Genomic DNA, 17,616 nt, shown 5'->3' with positions numbered 1-17,616 from the left:
CTCCAGCCTCCAGCCTCCAGCCCCATAGAGCCTGCCGCCCGTGAAAATGGTAAGCTATCGCTTTTGCCGTCCGCCCCAGGAAATCCCAATGACCGTCACCATCAAGACGCCCGAAGACATCGAGAAAATGCGCATCGCCGGCCGCCTGGCCGCCGAGGTGCTGGAAATGATCGGCGAGCACGTCAAGCCCGGGGTCACCACCGACGAACTGGACCGCATCTGCCACGACTATATAGTCAACGTCCAGCAGGCTATCCCCGCGCCCCTGAACTACAAGGGCTTCCCCAAGTCCATCTGCACCTCGATCAACCACGTGGTCTGCCACGGCATTCCCAACGAGAAGCCGCTGAAGGAAGGCGACGTCGTCAATATCGACGTCACCGTGATCAAGGACGGCTACCACGGCGACACCAGCAAGATGTTCTCCGTCGGCAAGGTCGCCGAATGGGCCGAGCGCCTCAGCCAGATCACCCAGGAATGCATGTACAAGGGCATCGCCCTGGTGAAGCCGGGTGCGCACCTGGGCGACATTGGCGAGGTGATCCAGAAGTACGCCGAGAAGAATGGCTTCTCGGTGGTGCGCGAGTACTGCGGCCACGGCATCGGCAAGGTGTTCCACGAAGAGCCCCAGGTGCTGCACTACGGCCGCGCCGGTACCGGCCTGGAACTCAAGGAAGGAATGATCTTCACCATCGAGCCGATGATCAACCAGGGCCGCCCGGAAACCCGCCTGCTGGGCGACGGCTGGACCGCCATCACCAAGGACCGCAAGCTTTCCGCCCAGTGGGAGCACACCGTGCTGGTGACCGCCGACGGCTACGAGATCCTCACCCTGCGCAACGACGAGAGCTTCCCGCGCACCAACGCGTGAGCGGCGTTTGCAATCTCGCCGACGGCTGGGTAGAACATAGAAAACCCGGCCCGGCACCAGCGCCGGGCCTGGCGCCACGCGCCCAGGCCCGGCCGGTCTCTTGCCCCTGCCCTCCCCCATCCCAGCATTAGGAAGGCCGCCATGCCGCAGGTGGATCCCGAGTTGTTCGACCGCGGGCAGTTCCAGGCGGAACTGGCCCTGAAATCCAGCCCCATCCCCGCCTTCAAGAAGGCCATCCGCCAGGCCAACGAGGTGCTGGACGCGCGCTTCAACGGCGGCCGCGACATCCGCCGGCTGATCGAGGACCGCGCCTGGTTCGTCGACCAGATCCTGCAGCAGGCCTGGCAGCGCCTGGACTGGAGCGAGGACGCCGACATCGCCCTGGTGGCGGTGGGTGGCTACGGCCGTGGCGAACTGCACCCGCACTCGGACATCGACATCCTGATCCTGCTCGACAGCGAGGACCAGGAAGTCTTCCGCGAGCCCATCGAGGGCTTCCTCACCCTGCTCTGGGACATCGGCCTGGAAGTCGGCCAGAGCGTGCGCTCGGTGGCCGAATGCGCCGAGGAGGCGCGCGCCGACCTGACGGTGGTGACCAACCTGATGGAATGCCGGACCATCTCCGGCCCCGACCACCTGCGCCTGCGCATGCTCGAGGCCACCGCCAGCAGCCAGATGTGGCCGAGCGGGCAGTTCTTCATGGCCAAGCGCAAGGAACAGATCCACCGCCACACCAAGTACAACGACACCGAATACAACCTGGAGCCCAACGTGAAGGGCTCCCCCGGCGGGCTGCGCGACATCCAGACCATCCTCTGGGTGGCCCGCCGCCATTTCGGCAGCCTCAACCTGCACGCGCTGGTCAAGGAAGGCTTCCTGGTGGAAAGCGAGTCCAGCGTGCTGGCCTCCTGCCAGGAGTTCCTCTGGAAGGTCCGCTATGCCCTGCACATGCTCGCCGGGCGCGCCGAGGACCGCCTGCTGTTCGACCACCAGCGGCGCATCGCCGGCATGCTCGGCTACCAGGACAGCGACGCCAAGCTGGCCGTCGAGCGCTTCATGCAGAAGTACTACCGGGTGGTGATGGCGGTCTCCGAGCTGAACGACCTGATCATGCAGCACTTCGAGGAGGTCATCCTGCGCGCCGGCGAAGGCGGCAATGTGACGCCGCTGAACAGCCGCTTCCAGGTCCGCGACGGCTACCTGGAGGTGACCAACGCCAACGTCTTCAAGCGCACCCCCTTCGCCCTCCTGGAAATCTTCGTGCTGATGGCCCAGCACCCGGAGATCAAGGGCGTGCGCGCCGACACCATCCGCCTGCTGCGCGACAGCCGGCACCTGATCGACGACGACTTCCGCCACGACATCCGCAACACCAGCCTGTTCATCGAGCTGTTCAAGTGCAAGGAAGGCATCCACCGCAACCTGCGGCGGATGAACCGCTACGGCATCCTCGGCCGCTACCTGCCGGAGTTCGGCCTGATCATCGGGCAGATGCAGCACGACCTGTTCCACATCTATACGGTGGACGCCCACACCCTCAACCTGATCAAGCACCTGCGCAAGCTGCAGCGCCCGGACATGGCCGAGAAGTACCCGCTGGCCAGCAAGATCATGGAGCGCCTGCCCAAGCCGGAGCTGATCTACCTCGCCGGGCTCTACCACGACATCGCCAAGGGCCGCGGCGGCGACCATTCGGAGCTGGGCGCGGTGGACGCCGAGCTGTTCTGCCAGCGCCACCAGTTGCCGCAGTGGGACACCCAGTTGGTCAGCTGGCTGGTGCAGAACCACCTGGTGATGTCCACCACCGCGCAGCGCAAGGACCTCTCCGACCCGCAGGTGATCTTCGACTTCGCCCAGCTGGTGGGCGACCAGACGCGCCTGGACTACCTCTATGTGCTCACCGTGGCCGATATCAACGCCACCAACCCGAGCCTGTGGAACTCCTGGCGCGCCAGCCTGCTGCGCCAGCTCTACACCGAGACCAAGCGCGCCCTGCGCCGCGGCCTGGAGAACCCGCTGGACCGCGAGGAGCAGATCCGCCAGACGCAGAGCGCGGCCATCGACATCCTGGTCCGCGACGGCATCGACCAGGACGACGCCGAGCAGCTCTGGAGCCAGCTGGGTGACGACTACTTCCTGCGCCACAGCGCCGCGGACGTGGCCTGGCACACCGAGGCCATCCTCCAGCACCCGCACGACGGCACGCCGCTGGTGCTGATCAAGGAAACCACCCAGCGCGAGTTCGAGGGCGGCACCCAGATATTCATCTACGCCGCCGACCAGCACGACTTCTTCGCCGTGACCGTGGCGGCGATGGACCAGTTGAACCTGAACATCCAGGACGCGCGGATCATCACCTCCACCAGCCTGTTCACCCTCGACACCTACATAGTGCTGGACGCCGATGGCGGCTCGATCGGCGACAATCCCCAGCGGATCGCCGAAATCCGCCAGGGCCTGGTGGACGCGCTGAAGAACCCCGACGACTACCCGACCATCATCCAGCGCCGCGTGCCCCGGCAGCTCAAGCACTTCGCCTTCGCGCCGCTGGTGACCATCTCCACCGACGCCTCGCGCCAGGTCAGCGTGCTCGAGGTCATCGCCCCCGACCGCCCGGGCCTGCTGGCGCGCATCGGAGGGCTGTTCCTGGACTTCGACCTGTCGGTGCAGAACGCCAAGATCGCCACCCTCGGCGAGCGCGTGGAGGACGTGTTCTACGTCACCGACGCGCACAACCAGCCACTCTCCGACCCGGACCTGTGCAAGCGACTGCAGGCAGCCCTGGTCGAACAACTGTCACAGGCCAACGGCCAGGAAACCGTTCCGGTCCGCATCAGCATCTGACGAGCGACTTACATGAACCCAGACCTCGACCTGCTCCAGCCCTACCCCTTCGAGAAGCTCCGCGCCCTGCTCGCCGGCGCCCAGCCACCGGCCGGGCTGCCGCACATCGCGCTGTCCATCGGCGAGCCCAAGCACCGCTCGCCCGCGTTCGTGGCCAAGGCCCTGGCCGACAACCTCGACCAACTGGCGGTATACCCGACCACCCTGGGCCTGCCGGCCCTGCGCGAAGCCATCGCCGCCTGGTGCGGGCGCCGCTTCGGCGTCCCCGCCGGCTGGCTGGACGCGGCGCGCCACGTGCTGCCGGTGAACGGCACCCGCGAGGCGCTGTTCGCCTTCACCCAGGCCGTGGTCGACCGCGGCCGGCAGGGCCTGGTGGTCAGCCCCAACCCCTTCTACCAGATCTACGAAGGCGCGGCCCTGCTGGCCGGCGCCCAGCCGCACTACCTGGCCTGCCGCGCCGGGAACGGCTTCAACCCGGACTTCGACGCGGTGCCGGCGGAGGTCTGGCAGCGCTGCCAGATCCTCTTCCTCTGCTCCCCGGGCAACCCCACCGGCGCGCTGGTGCCCATGGACACCCTGAAGAAGCTGATCGCCCTGGCCGACCGGTACGACTTCCTGATCGCCGCCGACGAGTGCTACAGCGAGCTGTACTTCGACGAAGGCAACCCGCCGCCCGGCCTGCTCAGCGCCTGCGCCGAGCTGGGCCGCTCGGACTTCGGGCGCTGCGTGGTGTTCCACAGCCTGTCCAAGCGCTCCAACCTGCCGGGCCTGCGCTCGGGCTTCGTCGCCGGCGACGCCGAGGTGCTGAAGAAATTCCTCCTCTACCGCACCTACCACGGCTGCGCCATGCCGGTGCAGACGCAACTGGCCAGCATCGCCGCCTGGCAGGACGAGGACCACGTGCGCGCCAACCGCGACCTGTACCGCGAGAAGTTCGACGCGGTGCTGGACATCCTCCAGGGCGTGCTCGACGTGCAGCGCCCGGACGGCAGCTTCTACCTGTGGGCGAAGACGCCCATCGCCGACACCGAGTTCTGCCGCGGCCTGTTCGACCAACAGCACGTCACCGTGGTGCCGGGCTCCTACCTGTCGCGCGAAGTGGACGGCGAGAACCCCGGCGCCAACCGCGTGCGCATGGCCCTGGTGGCCCCGCTGGCCGAGTGCGTGGAAGCGGCCGAGCGGATCAAGCGGTTCGTCCAGGCCAGATAACGCCCTCCCCGCCCCTGTAGGAGCGAGCTTGCTCGCGAACGGACCCGCAGCGGAGTCTGTTCGCGAGCAAGCTCGCTCCTACGAAGAGCCTCCTACGCCCAGGTCAACCTCGGAGCCGCCTGTAGCCAAGGCCAAACGGCGGATAACGCGGAGCGTTATTCGCCCTACGCCGAGCCCACCCTTGACGTAGGGCGTATAACCGTTCGCGGTTATACGCCGTTTCACCTGGGCTTCAGCCCGCGCCGTGGTCAAGCTCGAAGCCGCCTGCCGCCTGTAGCCGCCCTACACCCACCGCGCGGCCTTGCTGGTCAGCCAGGCCTCCTGGGAGTCCAGGTCGGCCAGCACCTTGCGCATGGTCTCGTCGTCCACCAGGTTCTCCCGGCGCAGGCGGTACAACTCCAGGCGCTGGGTACGCAGCGCCTTGATGCGCAGGGCCTGGTCGGCCACCTCCAGGCTGCGCGCGCGCTGCCGGGCCTCGGCGCTGTCCGGCGCCGGGTCCAGCTGCTGGCGGTACTCGGCCATCAGCCGCGCCTTCACCTCCGCCAGCCGCGTCGCCTCCTCGGCATCCACCTTCTCGCCGGCCGGCATTTCCTCCTTCTCCAGCATGTGGATGGCCGCCACCGCCGTGCGCCGCCATACCGAGCGGAACTCCAGCTCCGACTGGTCGTTGCTGGCCACCGGCAGGCCCTTGAGCAGGACCGGCAGGCCCAGGGTGGCCGCCAGCAGCGAGACCAGGATCACCCCGGCGGCGATGAAGATGATCAGGTCGCGCTGCGGGAAGGGCTCGCCACTGCCCAGCAGCAGCGGCACCGAGAGCACGCCGGCGAGGGTCACCGCCCCGCGCACCCCGCCCAGCGCCGAGATCGCCGACAGCCGCAGCACCGGCTCGCCGGGCTTGCCGCCCAGCTCGATGCCCCACCAGCGCTCGAAGCGCAGCGACAGCTTCCAGTAGCACCAGACCCAGGCGAAGCGCAGCAGGATCAGCACCGCGTACACCGCCAGCACGTAGAACAGCAGCAGCGAGGAACGCCACAGGCTGTCGCCGGCGTGGTGCGTCACCGACTTGAGGATGTCCGGCAGCTGCAGGCCCAGCAGCAGGAACACCACGCCGTTGAAGGCGAACTCCAGCATCGACCAGACGCTGCGGTTGAGCACGCGGGTGTTGGTCTGCCGCGGCAGCAGGTCGGTCCAGCTCTGCATCATGCCCGCCGCCACCGCCGCGAGAATGCCGGACACGCCGAACTCCTCGGCGACCATGTACACGGCGAACGGCAGCAGCAGCATCAGCACCACGTGGGTGGCCGGGTCGTCCCAGCCGCGGCGGATCATCCAGCCGCGGATGCGCCCCAGCAGCCAGCTCAGCACCACGCCGCAGGCCAGGCCGCCGATGGCCACGAGGAGGAAGCTGAGGCTGGCGTCGAGCAGCGAGAAGGCCCCGGTCATGGCCGCCGCGATGGCGAACTTGAAGGCCACCAGGCCCGAGGCGTCGTTCATCAGCGCCTCGCCCTGCAGCACGTGCATCAGCCGCCGCGGCAGGCGGTTCTGGGCGATGGCCGACACCGCCAGGGCGTCGGTGGGCGACAGCACCGCGGCCAGGGCGAAGGCGGCGGCCCAGGGAATCTCGGGAATCAGCAGGTGGATGAAGGCCCCGCCGCCGGCCACGGTGAACAGCACCAGGGCGAAGGCCAGCGTCAGGATCGGCCAGCGCATCTGCCAGAACTCGCCCTTGGGCATGCGCCAGCCGTCGGCGAACAGCAGCGGCGGGATGAACAGGAACATGAACAGTTCCGGGTCCAGCGCCACGTGCAACCCCAGGCTGGGCCAGGCCAGGATCGCCCCCGAGGCGATCTGGATCAGCGGCAGCGGCAAGGGCAGCAACTGCGCCACCAGGCGGGTGCCCCCGACCACCAGCAGCAGGATGAGCACGGTATACACGGTTTGCATCGACGATCTCCCGGTCGTCAGTTCGCGGCGCCACATTGAAACATCCAGAGATGCTTTCCATCAGCTCCCGGTCGAGCAATAGACTATTGCAATGACGAAAGGTCCGCCGCGCCTTCCCCGCCACCCGCAACTTCACGGGAAAATGGCATAATCCCGCGCTTGCCAAAGGAACGACGAGGAGCGCCGCCCGTGACCCAGCGGACCATCTACGGAATCAAGGCCTGCGACACCATGAAGAAAGCCCGCACCTGGCTGGAGGAACATGGCGTCGACTATGCCTTCCACGACTACAAGACTAGCGGAATAGACCGCGCGCACCTGCAGCAATGGTGCGCCGAGCACGGCTGGCAGACGGTCCTCAACCGCGCCGGCACCACCTTCCGCAAGCTCGACGAGGCGCAGAAGGCCGACCTCGACGAAGCCCGCGCCATCGAGCTGATGCTCGCCCAGCCGTCGATGATCAAGCGCCCGGTGCTCGACCTCGGCGACCGCACCCTGGTCGGCTTCAAGCCCGACGCCTATGCCGCTGCGCTGGCCTGACACCTTCCACCGTTTTTCGAGGAACCGCACATGTCCCAATCCCTGTTCAGCCTGGCCTTCGGCGTCGGCACCCAGAACCGCCAGGACGCCTGGCTGGAAGTCTTCTACGCGCAACCGCTGCTGAACCCGGCCGCCGAGCTGGTCGCCGCCGTCGCGCCGATCCTCGGCTACGAAGCCGGCAACCAGGCCATCGCGTTCAGCAACCAGCAGGCCTACCAGCTGGCCGACGCCCTGAAGACCCTGGCCCCGGCCCAGGCCGCGCTGCTCAACCGCCTGGCCGAGAGCCAGAAGCCGCTGGTCGCCACCCTGCTGGCCGAAGACGCGGCCCCCGCCTCCACCCCCGAGGCCTACCTGAAGCTGCACCTGCTCTCGCACCGCCTGGTCAAGCCGCACGGCGTCAACCTGTCGGGCATCTTCCCGCTGCTGCCGAACGTGGCCTGGACCAACATCGGCGCGGTCGACCTGGCCGAGTTGGCCGAGCTGCAACTGGAAGCGCGCCTGAAGGGCAAGCTGCTGGAAGTCTTCTCGGTGGACAAGTTCCCGAAAATGACCGACTACGTGGTCCCGGCCGGCGTGCGCATCGCCGACACCGCCCGCGTGCGCCTGGGTGCCTACATCGGTGAAGGCACCACCGTGATGCACGAAGGCTTCGTCAACTTCAACGCCGGTACCCAAGGCCCGGGCATGATCGAAGGCCGCGTCTCCGCCGGCGTGTTCGTCGGCAAGGGCTCGGACCTGGGCGGCGGCTGCTCGACCATGGGCACCCTGTCCGGCGGCGGCAACATCGTCATCAGCGTCGGCGAAGGCTGCCTGATCGGCGCCAACGCCGGCATCGGCATCCCGCTGGGCGACCGCAACATCGTCGAGGCCGGCCTGTACGTCACCGCCGGCACCAAGATCGCCCTGCTGGACGACCAGAACAACCTGGTCAAGGTGGTCAAGGGCCGCGAGCTGGCCGGCCAGCCGGACCTGCTGTTCCGCCGCAACTCCCAGACCGGCGCGGTGGAGTGCAAGACCAACAAGACCGCCATCGAGCTGAACGAAGCGCTGCACGCGCATAACTGACGAGCGGCGACAGGCTGCAGGCTGCAAGCGCCAGGCAAGAGCGCTTTTGCCTGCAGCCTGGGGCCTGCAGCCTGAGGCCAGCATGTCCATTCATTCCCCCTGGCGCTCCGCCTTCCCTGCCCTCGCCGCGCTGGCGGCCGAGGAGCAGACCTACCTGGACAGCGCCGCCACCGCGCAGAAGCCCCAGGCCATGCTCGATGCCCTGGCCGGCTACTACGCCAGCGGCGCCGCCAACGTGCACCGCGCCCAGCACCTGCCCGGCGAGCGCGCCACCCGCGCCTTCGAGGCGACGCGTACGCGCCTGGCGCACTGGCTGGATGCGGGCAGCCCGGAACAGCTGGTGTTCACCCATGGCGCCACCGAGGCACTGAACCTGCTGGCCTACGGCCTGGAGCCGCTGTTCGGCGAAGGCGACGAGATCGCCGTCAGCGCCCTGGAGCACCACGCCAACCTGCTGCCCTGGCAGCAACTGGCGCTGCGCCGCGGGGCGAAGCTGGTGGTGCTGCCGCTGGACGACCGCGGGGTAATCGACCTCGAGGTCGCCCGGCAACTGATCGGCCCGCGCACCCGGCTGCTGGCCGTCAGCCAGTTATCCAACGTACTCGGCACCTGGCAGCCCCTGCCGGAACTGCTGGCCCTGGCCCGCGCCCAGGGTGCGCTGAGCGTGGTGGACGGCGCCCAGGGCGTGGTCCATGGCCGCCACAGCCTGTCCGCCCTGGGTTGCGACTTCTACGTGTTCTCCAGCCACAAGCTCTACGGCCCCGAGGGCCTGGGCGTGCTCTGGGGCCGCACGGAGGCGCTGGCGCGCCTGCGCCACTGGCAGTTCGGTGGCGAGATGGTGCAGAACGCCGACTACCAGAACGCGCACTTCCGCCCGGCACCGCTGGGCTTCGAGGCCGGTACCCCGGCCATTGGCGCGGTGATCGGCCTGGGCGCCAGCCTGGACTGGCTGGCCCGCCAGGACGCCGCGGAGCTGGCCGCCCACGAGGCCGTGCTGCATGCGCAACTGCTGGCTGGCCTGCGCGCCCGCGACGGCGTGCGCCTGCTGGGCGAGCCCCAGGTGGCGCTGGCCAGCTTCGTGGTGCGGGACGTGCATAGCGCCGACCTCGCCCACCTGCTCACCGAACAGGGCGTGGCGGTGCGTGCCGGGCACCACTGCGCCATGCCGCTGCTCAAGCGCCTGGGCCTGCCCGGCGCCATCCGCGTCTCCCTGGGCCCGTACAACGACGGCACCGACCTGGAACGCTTCTTCCATGCCCTGGACGGCGCCCTGGAGCTGCTGCGATGAGCCTGCCCGAAGCTGCCCTCCAGGCGCTGGGGGCCTTCACCGGCCAGCCTTCCTGGGAACAGCGCGCGCGCCTGCTGATGCAGTGGGGCGACAAGCTGGAACCCCTCGCCGAGGAAGAGCGCAACGAAGCCAACCGCGTCCACGGCTGCGAAAGCCTGGTGTGGCTGGTGGCGGAGCAGCGCGATGGCGCCTGGCATTTCCGGGCGAGCAGCGATGCGCGGCTGTTGCGCGGGCTGATCGCGCTGCTGCTGGTGCGGGTGCAGGGATTGCCCGGCGAAGAACTGGCGCAACTGGACCTGGGGCAGTGGTTCAGCGACCTCGGCCTGGGCCGCCAACTCTCCCCGTCACGCAGCAATGGCTTGAATGCGGTGCTGAAACGGATGCAGGAGCTGATCGGTACACACCGCCGTTCGTAGGAGCGAGCTTGCTCGCGAACGGTATTCGCCGGCTATCAAAGTGCTGGCTGGTACATCGCCCCTCTCCCTAACCCTCTCCCTGAAGGGAGAGGGGACCGTTGGGCAGAGTCGGATATCTCGGTATTAGCCGGACACGAAACTGCAGGTTGAAACCATGCCTGCCCGTCGGCACGGATATACCCCCTCTCCCTTCAGGGAGAGGGCTGGGGAGAGGGTGCAGACTTCGACATCGCTCCGGAGCCGAGCTTGACGTCGCCATTCGCGAGCAGGCTCGCTTCTACAAGGGATTTCCAGCCGCGCTACGCTCCGAAGGCCGCCGCGCCCCCGCCACCAACTTATCCACAGCCCTCGCCGCCGCAGCCATGCCAAAGGTCGCCGTAACCATCATCACCGCCCCGAAACCACCCGCGCAGTCCAGCTTCACCCCTTCGCCGACGAAGCCCTTGGCCTGGCAGACGCTGCCGTCCGGCTTGGGGTAGCGCAGCTGCTCGGTGGAGAACACGCAGGGCACGCTGTAGTGGCGGCCCGGCGTGCGCGAGAAGTTGTAGTCGCGGCGCAGCAGCGAGCGCACCTTGGCCGCCAGCGGGTCGTTGAAGGTCTTGTTCAGGTCGGTCACCTGGACCTGGGTCGGGTCGACCTGGCCGCCGGCGCCGCCGGTGGTGACGATCTGGATCTTGCGCCGCTTGCACCAGGCGATCAGCGCCGCCTTGGCCGGCACGCTGTCGATGCAGTCGATGACGAAGTCCATGTCGGGGGTGATGCACTCGGCCATGGTCTCGCGGGTGACGAAGTCGGCCACCGCGTGGACCTTGCACGCCGGGTTGATGGCGCGGATGCGTTCGGCCATCACCTCCACTTTGGGCTTGCCCACGGCGCCGTCCAGGGCATGGACCTGGCGGTTGGTGTTGGTCACGCAGACGTCGTCCAGGTCGAACAGGGAAATCTCGCCGACGCCGCTGCGCGCCAGGGCCTCGGCCGCCCAGGAGCCGACACCGCCGATGCCGACCACCGCCACGTGGGCCGCGGCCAGGCGCTCCAGCCCCTGGGTGCCGTAGAGGCGGGCGATGCCCCCGAAACGCTGATCGTCCACTACCATCACAGTGTCTCCGCAAAAAACGCCCGGCATTCTATAGGAAGGCGGGCGCCAGGGCCGACCGAATTGACCCCCGGCAAGACCGCTGCCGGGCGCTGCTGACATTCTACGCCGGCCCCGGGGCGCCGGACGGGAGCTATACACCCAGGGGGGTGCGGGGTAGGATGCGCGCCGACCCGTTCCCGGCCCCGAAACACCGACAGGAACCCGATCGCTCCATGCCATCACGCAAATTCGGCCTCAACCTGGTCGTCCTGGTCGCCCTGGCCGCCCTGCTCACCGGCGTCTGGGCCCTGTACAACCGCCCGGTGAGCGCGCCGGACTGGCCGGAAAGCATCTCCGGCTTCTCCTTCTCGCCCTTCCGCCTGGACCAGAGCCCGCAGAGCGGCCGCTTCCCCAGCGACGAGGAAATCCGCTCGGACCTGGAGCTGGTCTCGCGGATGACCGAGAACATCCGTACCTACTCGACCAAGGGCAGCCTGGCCGACATCCCCTTCCTCGCCGAGGAGTACGGGATGCGCGTCAGCCTGGGCATCTGGATCAGCGCCGACGAGGCCGAGAACGAGGCGGAGATCGCCCGCGGCATCGAGATCGCCAACCGCTCGCGCAGCGTGGTGCGGGTGATAGTCGGCAACGAGGCGCTGTTCCGCCGCGAAGTCACCAAGGACCAGCTGATCGGCTACCTCGACCGCGTCCGCGCCGCGGTGAAGGTGCCGGTGACCACCGCCGAGCAGTGGCACATCTACGAGAAGTACCCGGAACTGGCCCGGCACGTCGACCTGATCGCCGCCCACGTACTGCCCTACTGGGAATTCGTGCCCATGCAGGACTCGGTGCAGTTCGTCCTGGAGCGCGCCCGCGACCTGCGCCTGAAGTTCCCGAAAAAACCGCTGCTGCTGGCCGAGGTCGGCTGGCCCAGCAACGGCCGCATGCGCGGCGGCGCCACCGCCACCCAGGCGGACCAGGCCATCTTCCTGCGCGAGCTGACCAACGCGCTGAACAAGAAGGGCTACAACTACTTCGTGGTCGAAGCCTTCGACCAGCCGTGGAAGTACACCGACGAAGGCTCGGTGGGCGCCTACTGGGGCGTGTTCAACGCCGCGCGCCAGCCCAAGTTCAACTTCCAGGGCCCGGTGGTGGCCATTCCCAAGTGGCGCGTGCTGGCCATCGCCTCGGTGGTGCTGGCGCTGCTCACCTTCACCCTGCTGCTGATCGACAGCAGCGCCCTGCGCCAGCGCGGGCGGACCTTCCTCGCCGTGGTCTCGTTCGTCTGCGCGTCCATCCTGGTGTGGATCGGCTACGACTACAGTCAGCAGTACAGCACCTGGTTCAGCATCACCGTCGGCGTGCTGCTGGGCATCGGTGCGCTGGGCGTGGTGATAGTGCTGTTCACCGAGGCCCACGAGCTGGCCGAGGCGGTGTGGACGCGCAAGCGCCGCCGCCTGTTCCTCCCGGTCACCGCGGCCGACGCCTACCGGCCCAAGGTCTCCATCCACGTGCCCTGCTACAACGAGCCGCCGGAGATGCTCAAGGAGACGCTGAACGCCCTGGCGAAGCTCGACTACCCGGACTTCGAGGTCCTGGTGATCGACAACAACACCAAGGACCCGGCGGTGTGGGAGCCGGTGCAGGCCCATTGCGAGCTGCTCGGCCCGCGCTTCCGCTTCTTCCACGTGGCGCCCCTGGCCGGCTTCAAGGGTGGCGCGCTGAACTACGCGCTGCAGTTCGTCGCGCCCGACGCCGAAGTGATCGCGGTGATCGACTCCGACTACTGCGTCGAGCCGGACTGGCTCAAGCACATGGTGCCGCACTTCGCCGACCCGCAGATCGCCGTGGTGCAGTCGCCCCAGGACTACCGCGACCAGCACGAGAGCACCTTCAAGCGCCTGTGCTACGCCGAGTACAAGGGCTTCTTCCACATCGGCATGGTCACCCGCAACGACCGCGACGCCATCATCGAGCACGGCACCATGACCATGGTCCGGCGCCAGGTGCTGGACGAGCTGAAGTGGGCCGAATGGTGCATCACCGAGGACGCCGAGCTGGGCCTGCGGGTGTTCGAGCGCGGCCTCTCGGCGGCCTACTTCGAACGCAGCTACGGCAAGGGCCTGATGCCCGACACCTTCATCGACTTCAAGAAACAGCGCTTCCGCTGGGCCTACGGCGCCATCCAGATCATGAAGCGCCACACCGACGCCCTGCTGCGCGGCCGCGGCCCGGACGGCAGCAAGCTGACCGGCGGCCAGCGCTACCACTTCGTGGCCGGCTGGCTGCCGTGGATCGCCGACGGCATGAACATCTTCTTCACCCTCGGCGCGCTGCTCTGGTCGGCGGCGATGATCATCGTGCCCAAGCGCGTCGACCCGCCGCTGCTGATCTTCGCGATCCTGCCGCTGACGCTGTTCGCCTTCAAGGTCGGCAAGATCCTCTTCCTCTACCGCCGCACCGTGGGCGTGAACCTGCGCGACGCACTGTTCGCCGCGCTGGCCGGGCTGTCGCTGTCGCACACCATCGCCAAGGCGGTGCTGTACGGCTTCGTCACCCGCTCAATCCCCTTCTTCCGCACGCCGAAGATGCGCTCCAGCCACGGCCTGCTGGTGGCCCTGGCGGAGGCCCGCGAGGAAGTGTTCATCATGCTCCTGCTGTGGGGCGCGGCCCTGGGCATCGTGCTGGTGCAGGGCGTGCCCAGCCCGGACCTGATGTTCTGGGTGGTGATGCTGCTGGTGCAGTCGCTGCCCTACCTGGCGGCGCTGATCATGGCCCTGCTCTCCTCGCTGCCGCGCCCACGCGAGGAAGAGGTGCTGAGCGGGTCCGAGCAGGTGGGTTGAGCACCGTGCCTCTGTAGGAGCGCGCCCTGCGCGCGAAATCGCGGGCAGGGCCCGCTCCTACAATCCGCCGTGAGGCACGGTATCCCCCTGTAGGAGCGGACTTTGTCCGCGATACCCGGCGGTTCCGGCGCGTTTCGCGGATAAGATCCGCTCCTACGCCACCCCACCGCACCATTCCCCTGTAGGAGCGCGCCCTGCGCGCGAAATCGCGGACAAGGTCCGCGCCACCCGACACAGCGCGCACGTTGTAGGCCCCGGTGCGACCGGACGACGCGCCGGCCCCGCGCTTTTGCTTTAAGATGTGCGCCTTTTCCGTTTCACCCTGGATGCCTTGCCCATGTCCCTGTCGCCGACCCTGGCCCTCGCCTGCGAGCTGATCCGCCGGCCCTCCGTCACCCCCGTCGATGCCGACTGCCAGCAGCTGATGATGCAGCGCCTGGCCGCCTGCGGCTTCGACCTGGAGCCGATGCGCATCGAAGAAGTGGACAACTTCTGGGCCCGCCGCGCCGGCCGCGACGGTGGCGCAGGCCCGGTGCTGTGCTTCGCCGGGCACACCGACGTGGTCCCCACCGGCCCCGAGCAGGCCTGGCAGCACCTGCCGTTCGACGCCCTGATCGACGCCGACGGCATGCTCTGCGGGCGCGGCGCGGCGGACATGAAGGGCAGCCTGGCGGCCATGATCATCGCCACCGAGCGCTTCGTCGCCGAGTACCCGGACCACCGCGGCAGCATCGCCTACCTGATCACCAGCGACGAGGAAGGCCCGGCCCAGCACGGCACCAAGGCCGTGGTCGAGCGCCTGCGCGCGCGCAACGAGCGCCTGGACTGGTGCATCGTCGGCGAACCCTCGAGCACCACCCTGGTGGGCGACGTGGTGAAGAACGGCCGCCGCGGCTCCCTCGGCGCCGTCCTCAGGGTACGCGGCGTACAGGGCCACGTGGCCTACCCGCACCTGGCGAAGAACCCCATCCACCTGGCCGCCCCGGCCCTGGCCGAACTGGCCGCCGAGCACTGGGACGACGGCAACGCCTTCTTCCCGCCGACCAGCTTCCAGATTTCCAACATCAACGGCGGCACCGGCGCCACCAACGTCATCCCCGGCGAGCTGGTGGTGGTGTTCAACTTCCGCTTCTCCACCGAATCCACCCCGGAGGGGCTGCAGCAGCGCGTCGCCGCCATCCTCGACAAGCACGGCCTGGACTGGCACATCGACTGGGCGCTTTCCGGCCTGCCGTTCCTCACCGAACCGGGCGAGCTGCTCGACGCCGTGGCCGCCAGCATCCAGGCGGTGACCGGGCGCAAGACCCAGCCCTCCACCTCCGGCGGCACCTCCGACGGCCGCTTCATCGCCACCCTGGGTACCCAGGTGGTCGAGCTGGGCCCGGTCAACGCCACCATCCACCAGGTCAACGAGCGGGTGCTGGCCAGCGACCTCGACCTGCTCAGCGAAATCTACTACCAGACCCTGGTGCGGCTGCTGGCATGAGCGACGTGAAGAAAGGCTTCTGCCTGGCCGCCACCCAACCCGACATCCCACCGCCGACGCCGGCCCCCGAGCGCCGCTACGCCCTGCGCAGCTACCAGCTCAACCTGCGCCAGCGCAGCCTGCCGCTGCTCACGGTGCTGAGCCCGCTGCGCACGGAGCGCAAGGACTGAAATGCTCACCTGCCCGATCTGCCAGGCGCCCCTGGAGCGCCTCGACAACGGCGTGAAGTGCCCCGCCGGGCACAGCTTCGACCGCGCCCGCCAGGGCTACCTGAACCTGCTGCCGGTGCAGCACAAGAAGAGCCGCGACCCGGGCGACAACGCCGCCATGGTCGAGGCCCGCCGCCAGTTCCTCGGCGCCGGCCACTACGCCCCGCTGGCCCGGCGCCTGGCCGAGCTTGCCGCCGAACGCGCGCCGGCGCGCTGGCTCGACATCGGCTGCGGCGAGGGCTACTACACCGCGCAACTGGCCCAGGCCCTGCCCGACAGCGACGGCTACGCCCTGGACATCTCCCGCGAGGCGGTGAAGGCCGCCTGCCGCCGCGCCCCGCAACTGACCTGGATGGTCGCCAGCATGGCCCGGGTGCCCCTGGCCGACGCCAGCTGCCAGTTGCTGGCCAGCGTGTTCAGCCCCATCGACTGGAACGAGGCGGCCCGCCTGCTGCCGGCCGGTGGCGGCGTGCTGCGCCTGGGCCCGGCCCGCGACCACCTGCTGGAACTGCGCCAGCGCCTGTACGACGAGGTGCGCGAGTACGTCGACGACAAGCACCTGGCCGACCTGCCGCCGAGCCTGGCCCTGGCCCATACGGAAAGCCTGAATTTCCGCCTGGCCCTGGACAGCCGCGAAGCCCGCGAGACACTGCTGGCGATGACGCCGCACGGCTGGCGGGTCAACCCGCAGCGCCGCGAGCGCATCCTCGCCGAGCCCTTCGAGGTCACGGTGGCGGTACGCTACGATTGGCTGGAACGCCAAACCCCCTGACGAGGACGCCCATGCGCCAACCGGATATCGAGATCTACCTGAAGGACGCCGACCAGGCCGCCGTCGGCGCCTGGCTGGCCGAGGCGCTGGGCCCCTGCAGCGACTGGCGGCGCCAGGGCGAGACCTTCAAGTGCCTGGCCGACAGCCCGCGCGGGATGATCCCGCTGACCTGGCTGCCACAGGCGGTGGGCAAGTGGCACAGCCTGTTCATCGACAGCGACGCCACGCCCTGGGACGACGACCTGGCCTGCGCGAAGGCGGCCAACGCCGCGCTGGGCGTGGAGGTGCGCTGCGCGCCGGGCGGCTGGAGCGAGGAACAGGGCGAGGAAGACGCCGACCTCTGGCTGAAGGTGACCGCCGAGGGCGTGGCCGAGATCACCTGGCGTACCGGCTGAAGCACGAAAGCGGCGCTTCCGCGGTACGCGGCGCCGTCATTGAACAGCCGTGCGCCAGGCGCCGGCTGGAAAACAAAGGCCCGTCTCGCGACGGGCCTTTGATTTCGGGGGCTCAGACCTTGGCGACGTCTTCCGCCTGGAGGCCTTTCTGACCCTGGATCACCGAGAACTCCACTTTCTGGCCTTCGACCAGGGAGCGGTGACCTTCGCCACGAATGGCGCGGTAGTGGACGAAAACGTCCGGACCGCTGTCGCGTTGAATGAATCCATAACCCTTGGCGTCATTGAACCACTTGACGGTTCCGACCTCACGATCAGCCATTACCACACTCTCCAACTTGCTATTATTTTTTGGGTGGCCCCCGGGAATGAGGACTGCAACGGCTCGACAGGCGGAAGGTTGTCCGCGTTGACCGTCCAGGACCTTAGCCGCTGGAAGGCAATTCGAATAACACCCCAATGACGACCGCGATCCCGAGTATATAAATCAAAAGTTACAGCTGGAAAGCACTTTTTCGTCTTCGTGCCGGCACCCTCGCCAATCTGGCCAAAGTGCCATTCTACGGGGCTTCCAAGGCCATTTTGGTGCGTTCTGGCGATATAAGGGAGATGTAAGTTTTGTCATTCCGAGTGTGCTGTAGTGCACATTTACGCAC

15 protein-coding genes are annotated in these 17,616 nt (G+C 68.2%); 12 read left to right on the top strand and 3 right to left on the bottom strand.

Translation table 11 applies throughout. The annotated features are described in order from the left end of the window. Positions 1-88 precede the first annotated feature (88 nt). From map to dapC, 3 genes are all read left to right on the top strand, one after another. Positions 89-871 carry a type I methionyl aminopeptidase gene (gene map, locus DK254_RS25840; RefSeq protein WP_109936107.1) on the top strand — a complete coding sequence of 261 codons (783 nt, stop codon included), beginning with the start codon at positions 89-91 and terminating at the stop codon, positions 869-871. Positions 872-1,012: 141 nt separating this feature from the next. Beyond that, a complete protein-coding gene (locus DK254_RS25835; RefSeq protein ID WP_109936106.1) occupies positions 1,013-3,715 on the top strand; it encodes a [protein-PII] uridylyltransferase in 2,703 nt (900 codons plus the stop codon). 12 nt (positions 3,716-3,727) lie between these two features. Then, positions 3,728-4,924, top strand: coding sequence for a succinyldiaminopimelate transaminase (dapC, locus tag DK254_RS25830; RefSeq protein ID WP_109936105.1), 1,197 nt, complete (start codon positions 3,728-3,730; stop codon positions 4,922-4,924). A gap of 282 nt (positions 4,925-5,206) precedes the next feature. On the opposite strand, the gene DK254_RS25825 is transcribed toward dapC, so the two are convergent. Beyond that, positions 5,207-6,868, bottom strand: a complete 1,662-nt coding sequence (locus tag DK254_RS25825; protein WP_109936104.1) for a Na+/H+ antiporter — start codon at positions 6,866-6,868, stop codon at positions 5,207-5,209. 189 nt (positions 6,869-7,057) lie between these two features. On the opposite strand from DK254_RS25825, the gene DK254_RS25820 reads away from it, so the two are divergent. From DK254_RS25820 to DK254_RS25805, 4 genes are all read left to right on the top strand, one after another. Next, positions 7,058-7,408 carry an ArsC family reductase gene (locus tag DK254_RS25820; RefSeq protein WP_109936103.1) on the top strand — a complete coding sequence of 117 codons (351 nt, stop codon included), beginning with the start codon at positions 7,058-7,060 and terminating at the stop codon, positions 7,406-7,408. A gap of 30 nt (positions 7,409-7,438) precedes the next feature. Next, positions 7,439-8,473 (top strand): 2,3,4,5-tetrahydropyridine-2,6-dicarboxylate N-succinyltransferase, encoded by a 1,035-nt coding sequence (gene dapD, locus DK254_RS25815; RefSeq protein WP_109936102.1) that lies wholly within the window; start codon positions 7,439-7,441, stop codon positions 8,471-8,473. 82 nt (positions 8,474-8,555) lie between these two features. Then, positions 8,556-9,761: an aminotransferase class V-fold PLP-dependent enzyme gene (locus tag DK254_RS25810; RefSeq protein ID WP_109936101.1), complete on the top strand. Its 1,206-nt coding sequence runs from the start codon at positions 8,556-8,558 to the stop codon at positions 9,759-9,761. Then, positions 9,758-10,177 carry a SufE family protein gene (locus DK254_RS25805; RefSeq protein ID WP_109936100.1) on the top strand — a complete coding sequence of 140 codons (420 nt, stop codon included), beginning with the start codon at positions 9,758-9,760 and terminating at the stop codon, positions 10,175-10,177. The genes DK254_RS25810 and DK254_RS25805 overlap by 4 nt, the downstream gene beginning before the upstream one ends. A gap of 277 nt (positions 10,178-10,454) precedes the next feature. Here the strand turns inward: DK254_RS25805 and tcdA are convergent, their stop codons facing one another. Next, a complete protein-coding gene (gene tcdA, locus DK254_RS25800; protein ID WP_109936099.1) occupies positions 10,455-11,273 on the bottom strand; it encodes a tRNA cyclic N6-threonylcarbamoyladenosine(37) synthase TcdA in 819 nt (272 codons plus the stop codon). A 215-nt stretch (positions 11,274-11,488) separates the two neighbouring features. Here tcdA and DK254_RS25795 point away from each other — a divergent pair, with 215 nt between their 5' ends. From DK254_RS25795 to DK254_RS25780, 5 genes are all read left to right on the top strand, one after another. Continuing rightward, complete coding sequence (locus tag DK254_RS25795; protein ID WP_109936098.1) at positions 11,489-14,098, top strand: glycosyltransferase; 2,610 nt, start codon at positions 11,489-11,491, stop codon at positions 14,096-14,098. 337 nt (positions 14,099-14,435) lie between these two features. Beyond that, entirely contained in the window at positions 14,436-15,584 is a 1,149-nt protein-coding gene (gene dapE / locus DK254_RS25790; protein WP_109936097.1) for a succinyl-diaminopimelate desuccinylase, read from the top strand. Beyond that, positions 15,581-15,754 carry a hypothetical protein gene (locus tag DK254_RS34435; protein ID WP_177412115.1) on the top strand — a complete coding sequence of 58 codons (174 nt, stop codon included), beginning with the start codon at positions 15,581-15,583 and terminating at the stop codon, positions 15,752-15,754. The genes dapE and DK254_RS34435 overlap by 4 nt, the downstream gene beginning before the upstream one ends. 1 nt (position 15,755) lies before the next feature. Continuing rightward, positions 15,756-16,565, top strand: a complete 810-nt coding sequence (locus DK254_RS25785) for a putative RNA methyltransferase (RefSeq protein WP_109936096.1) — start codon at positions 15,756-15,758, stop codon at positions 16,563-16,565. 11 nt (positions 16,566-16,576) lie between these two features. Beyond that, complete coding sequence (locus DK254_RS25780) at positions 16,577-16,960, top strand: hypothetical protein (RefSeq protein ID WP_109936095.1); 384 nt, start codon at positions 16,577-16,579, stop codon at positions 16,958-16,960. Positions 16,961-17,072: 112 nt separating this feature from the next. Here DK254_RS25780 and DK254_RS25775 read toward each other — a convergent pair whose 3' ends face one another. Further along, positions 17,073-17,282: a cold-shock protein gene (locus tag DK254_RS25775; protein ID WP_043249868.1), complete on the bottom strand. Its 210-nt coding sequence runs from the start codon at positions 17,280-17,282 to the stop codon at positions 17,073-17,075. Positions 17,283-17,616: the final 334 nt, after the last annotated feature.

This window comes from Pseudomonas sp. RW407, from assembly GCF_003176655.1.
GTDB lineage: Bacteria > Pseudomonadota > Gammaproteobacteria > Pseudomonadales > Pseudomonadaceae > Pseudomonas > Pseudomonas delhiensis.
The sequence above is the reverse complement of the archived record's forward strand: the minus strand, read 5'-3'. Positions and strand labels throughout refer to the sequence as shown.

Coding starts and splice junctions, on each gene's coding strand:
- dapE (WP_109936097.1), top strand. CDS start 14,436: ATGTCCCTGTCGCCGACCCTGGCCCTCGCCTGCGAGCTGATCCGCCGG.
- DK254_RS25825 (WP_109936104.1), bottom strand. CDS start 6,868: ATGCAAACCGTGTATACCGTGCTCATCCTGCTGCTGGTGGTCGGGGGC.
- dapC (WP_109936105.1), top strand. CDS start 3,728: ATGAACCCAGACCTCGACCTGCTCCAGCCCTACCCCTTCGAGAAGCTC.
- DK254_RS25835 (WP_109936106.1), top strand. CDS start 1,013: ATGCCGCAGGTGGATCCCGAGTTGTTCGACCGCGGGCAGTTCCAGGCG.
- DK254_RS25805 (WP_109936100.1), top strand. CDS start 9,758: ATGAGCCTGCCCGAAGCTGCCCTCCAGGCGCTGGGGGCCTTCACCGGC.
- DK254_RS25810 (WP_109936101.1), top strand. CDS start 8,556: ATGTCCATTCATTCCCCCTGGCGCTCCGCCTTCCCTGCCCTCGCCGCG.
- DK254_RS25780 (WP_109936095.1), top strand. CDS start 16,577: ATGCGCCAACCGGATATCGAGATCTACCTGAAGGACGCCGACCAGGCC.
- map (WP_109936107.1), top strand. CDS start 89: ATGACCGTCACCATCAAGACGCCCGAAGACATCGAGAAAATGCGCATC.
- DK254_RS25785 (WP_109936096.1), top strand. CDS start 15,756: ATGCTCACCTGCCCGATCTGCCAGGCGCCCCTGGAGCGCCTCGACAAC.
- DK254_RS25775 (WP_043249868.1), bottom strand. CDS start 17,282: ATGGCTGATCGTGAGGTCGGAACCGTCAAGTGGTTCAATGACGCCAAG.
- dapD (WP_109936102.1), top strand. CDS start 7,439: ATGTCCCAATCCCTGTTCAGCCTGGCCTTCGGCGTCGGCACCCAGAAC.
- DK254_RS25795 (WP_109936098.1), top strand. CDS start 11,489: ATGCCATCACGCAAATTCGGCCTCAACCTGGTCGTCCTGGTCGCCCTG.
- DK254_RS34435 (WP_177412115.1), top strand. CDS start 15,581: ATGAGCGACGTGAAGAAAGGCTTCTGCCTGGCCGCCACCCAACCCGAC.
- tcdA (WP_109936099.1), bottom strand. CDS start 11,273: ATGGTAGTGGACGATCAGCGTTTCGGGGGCATCGCCCGCCTCTACGGC.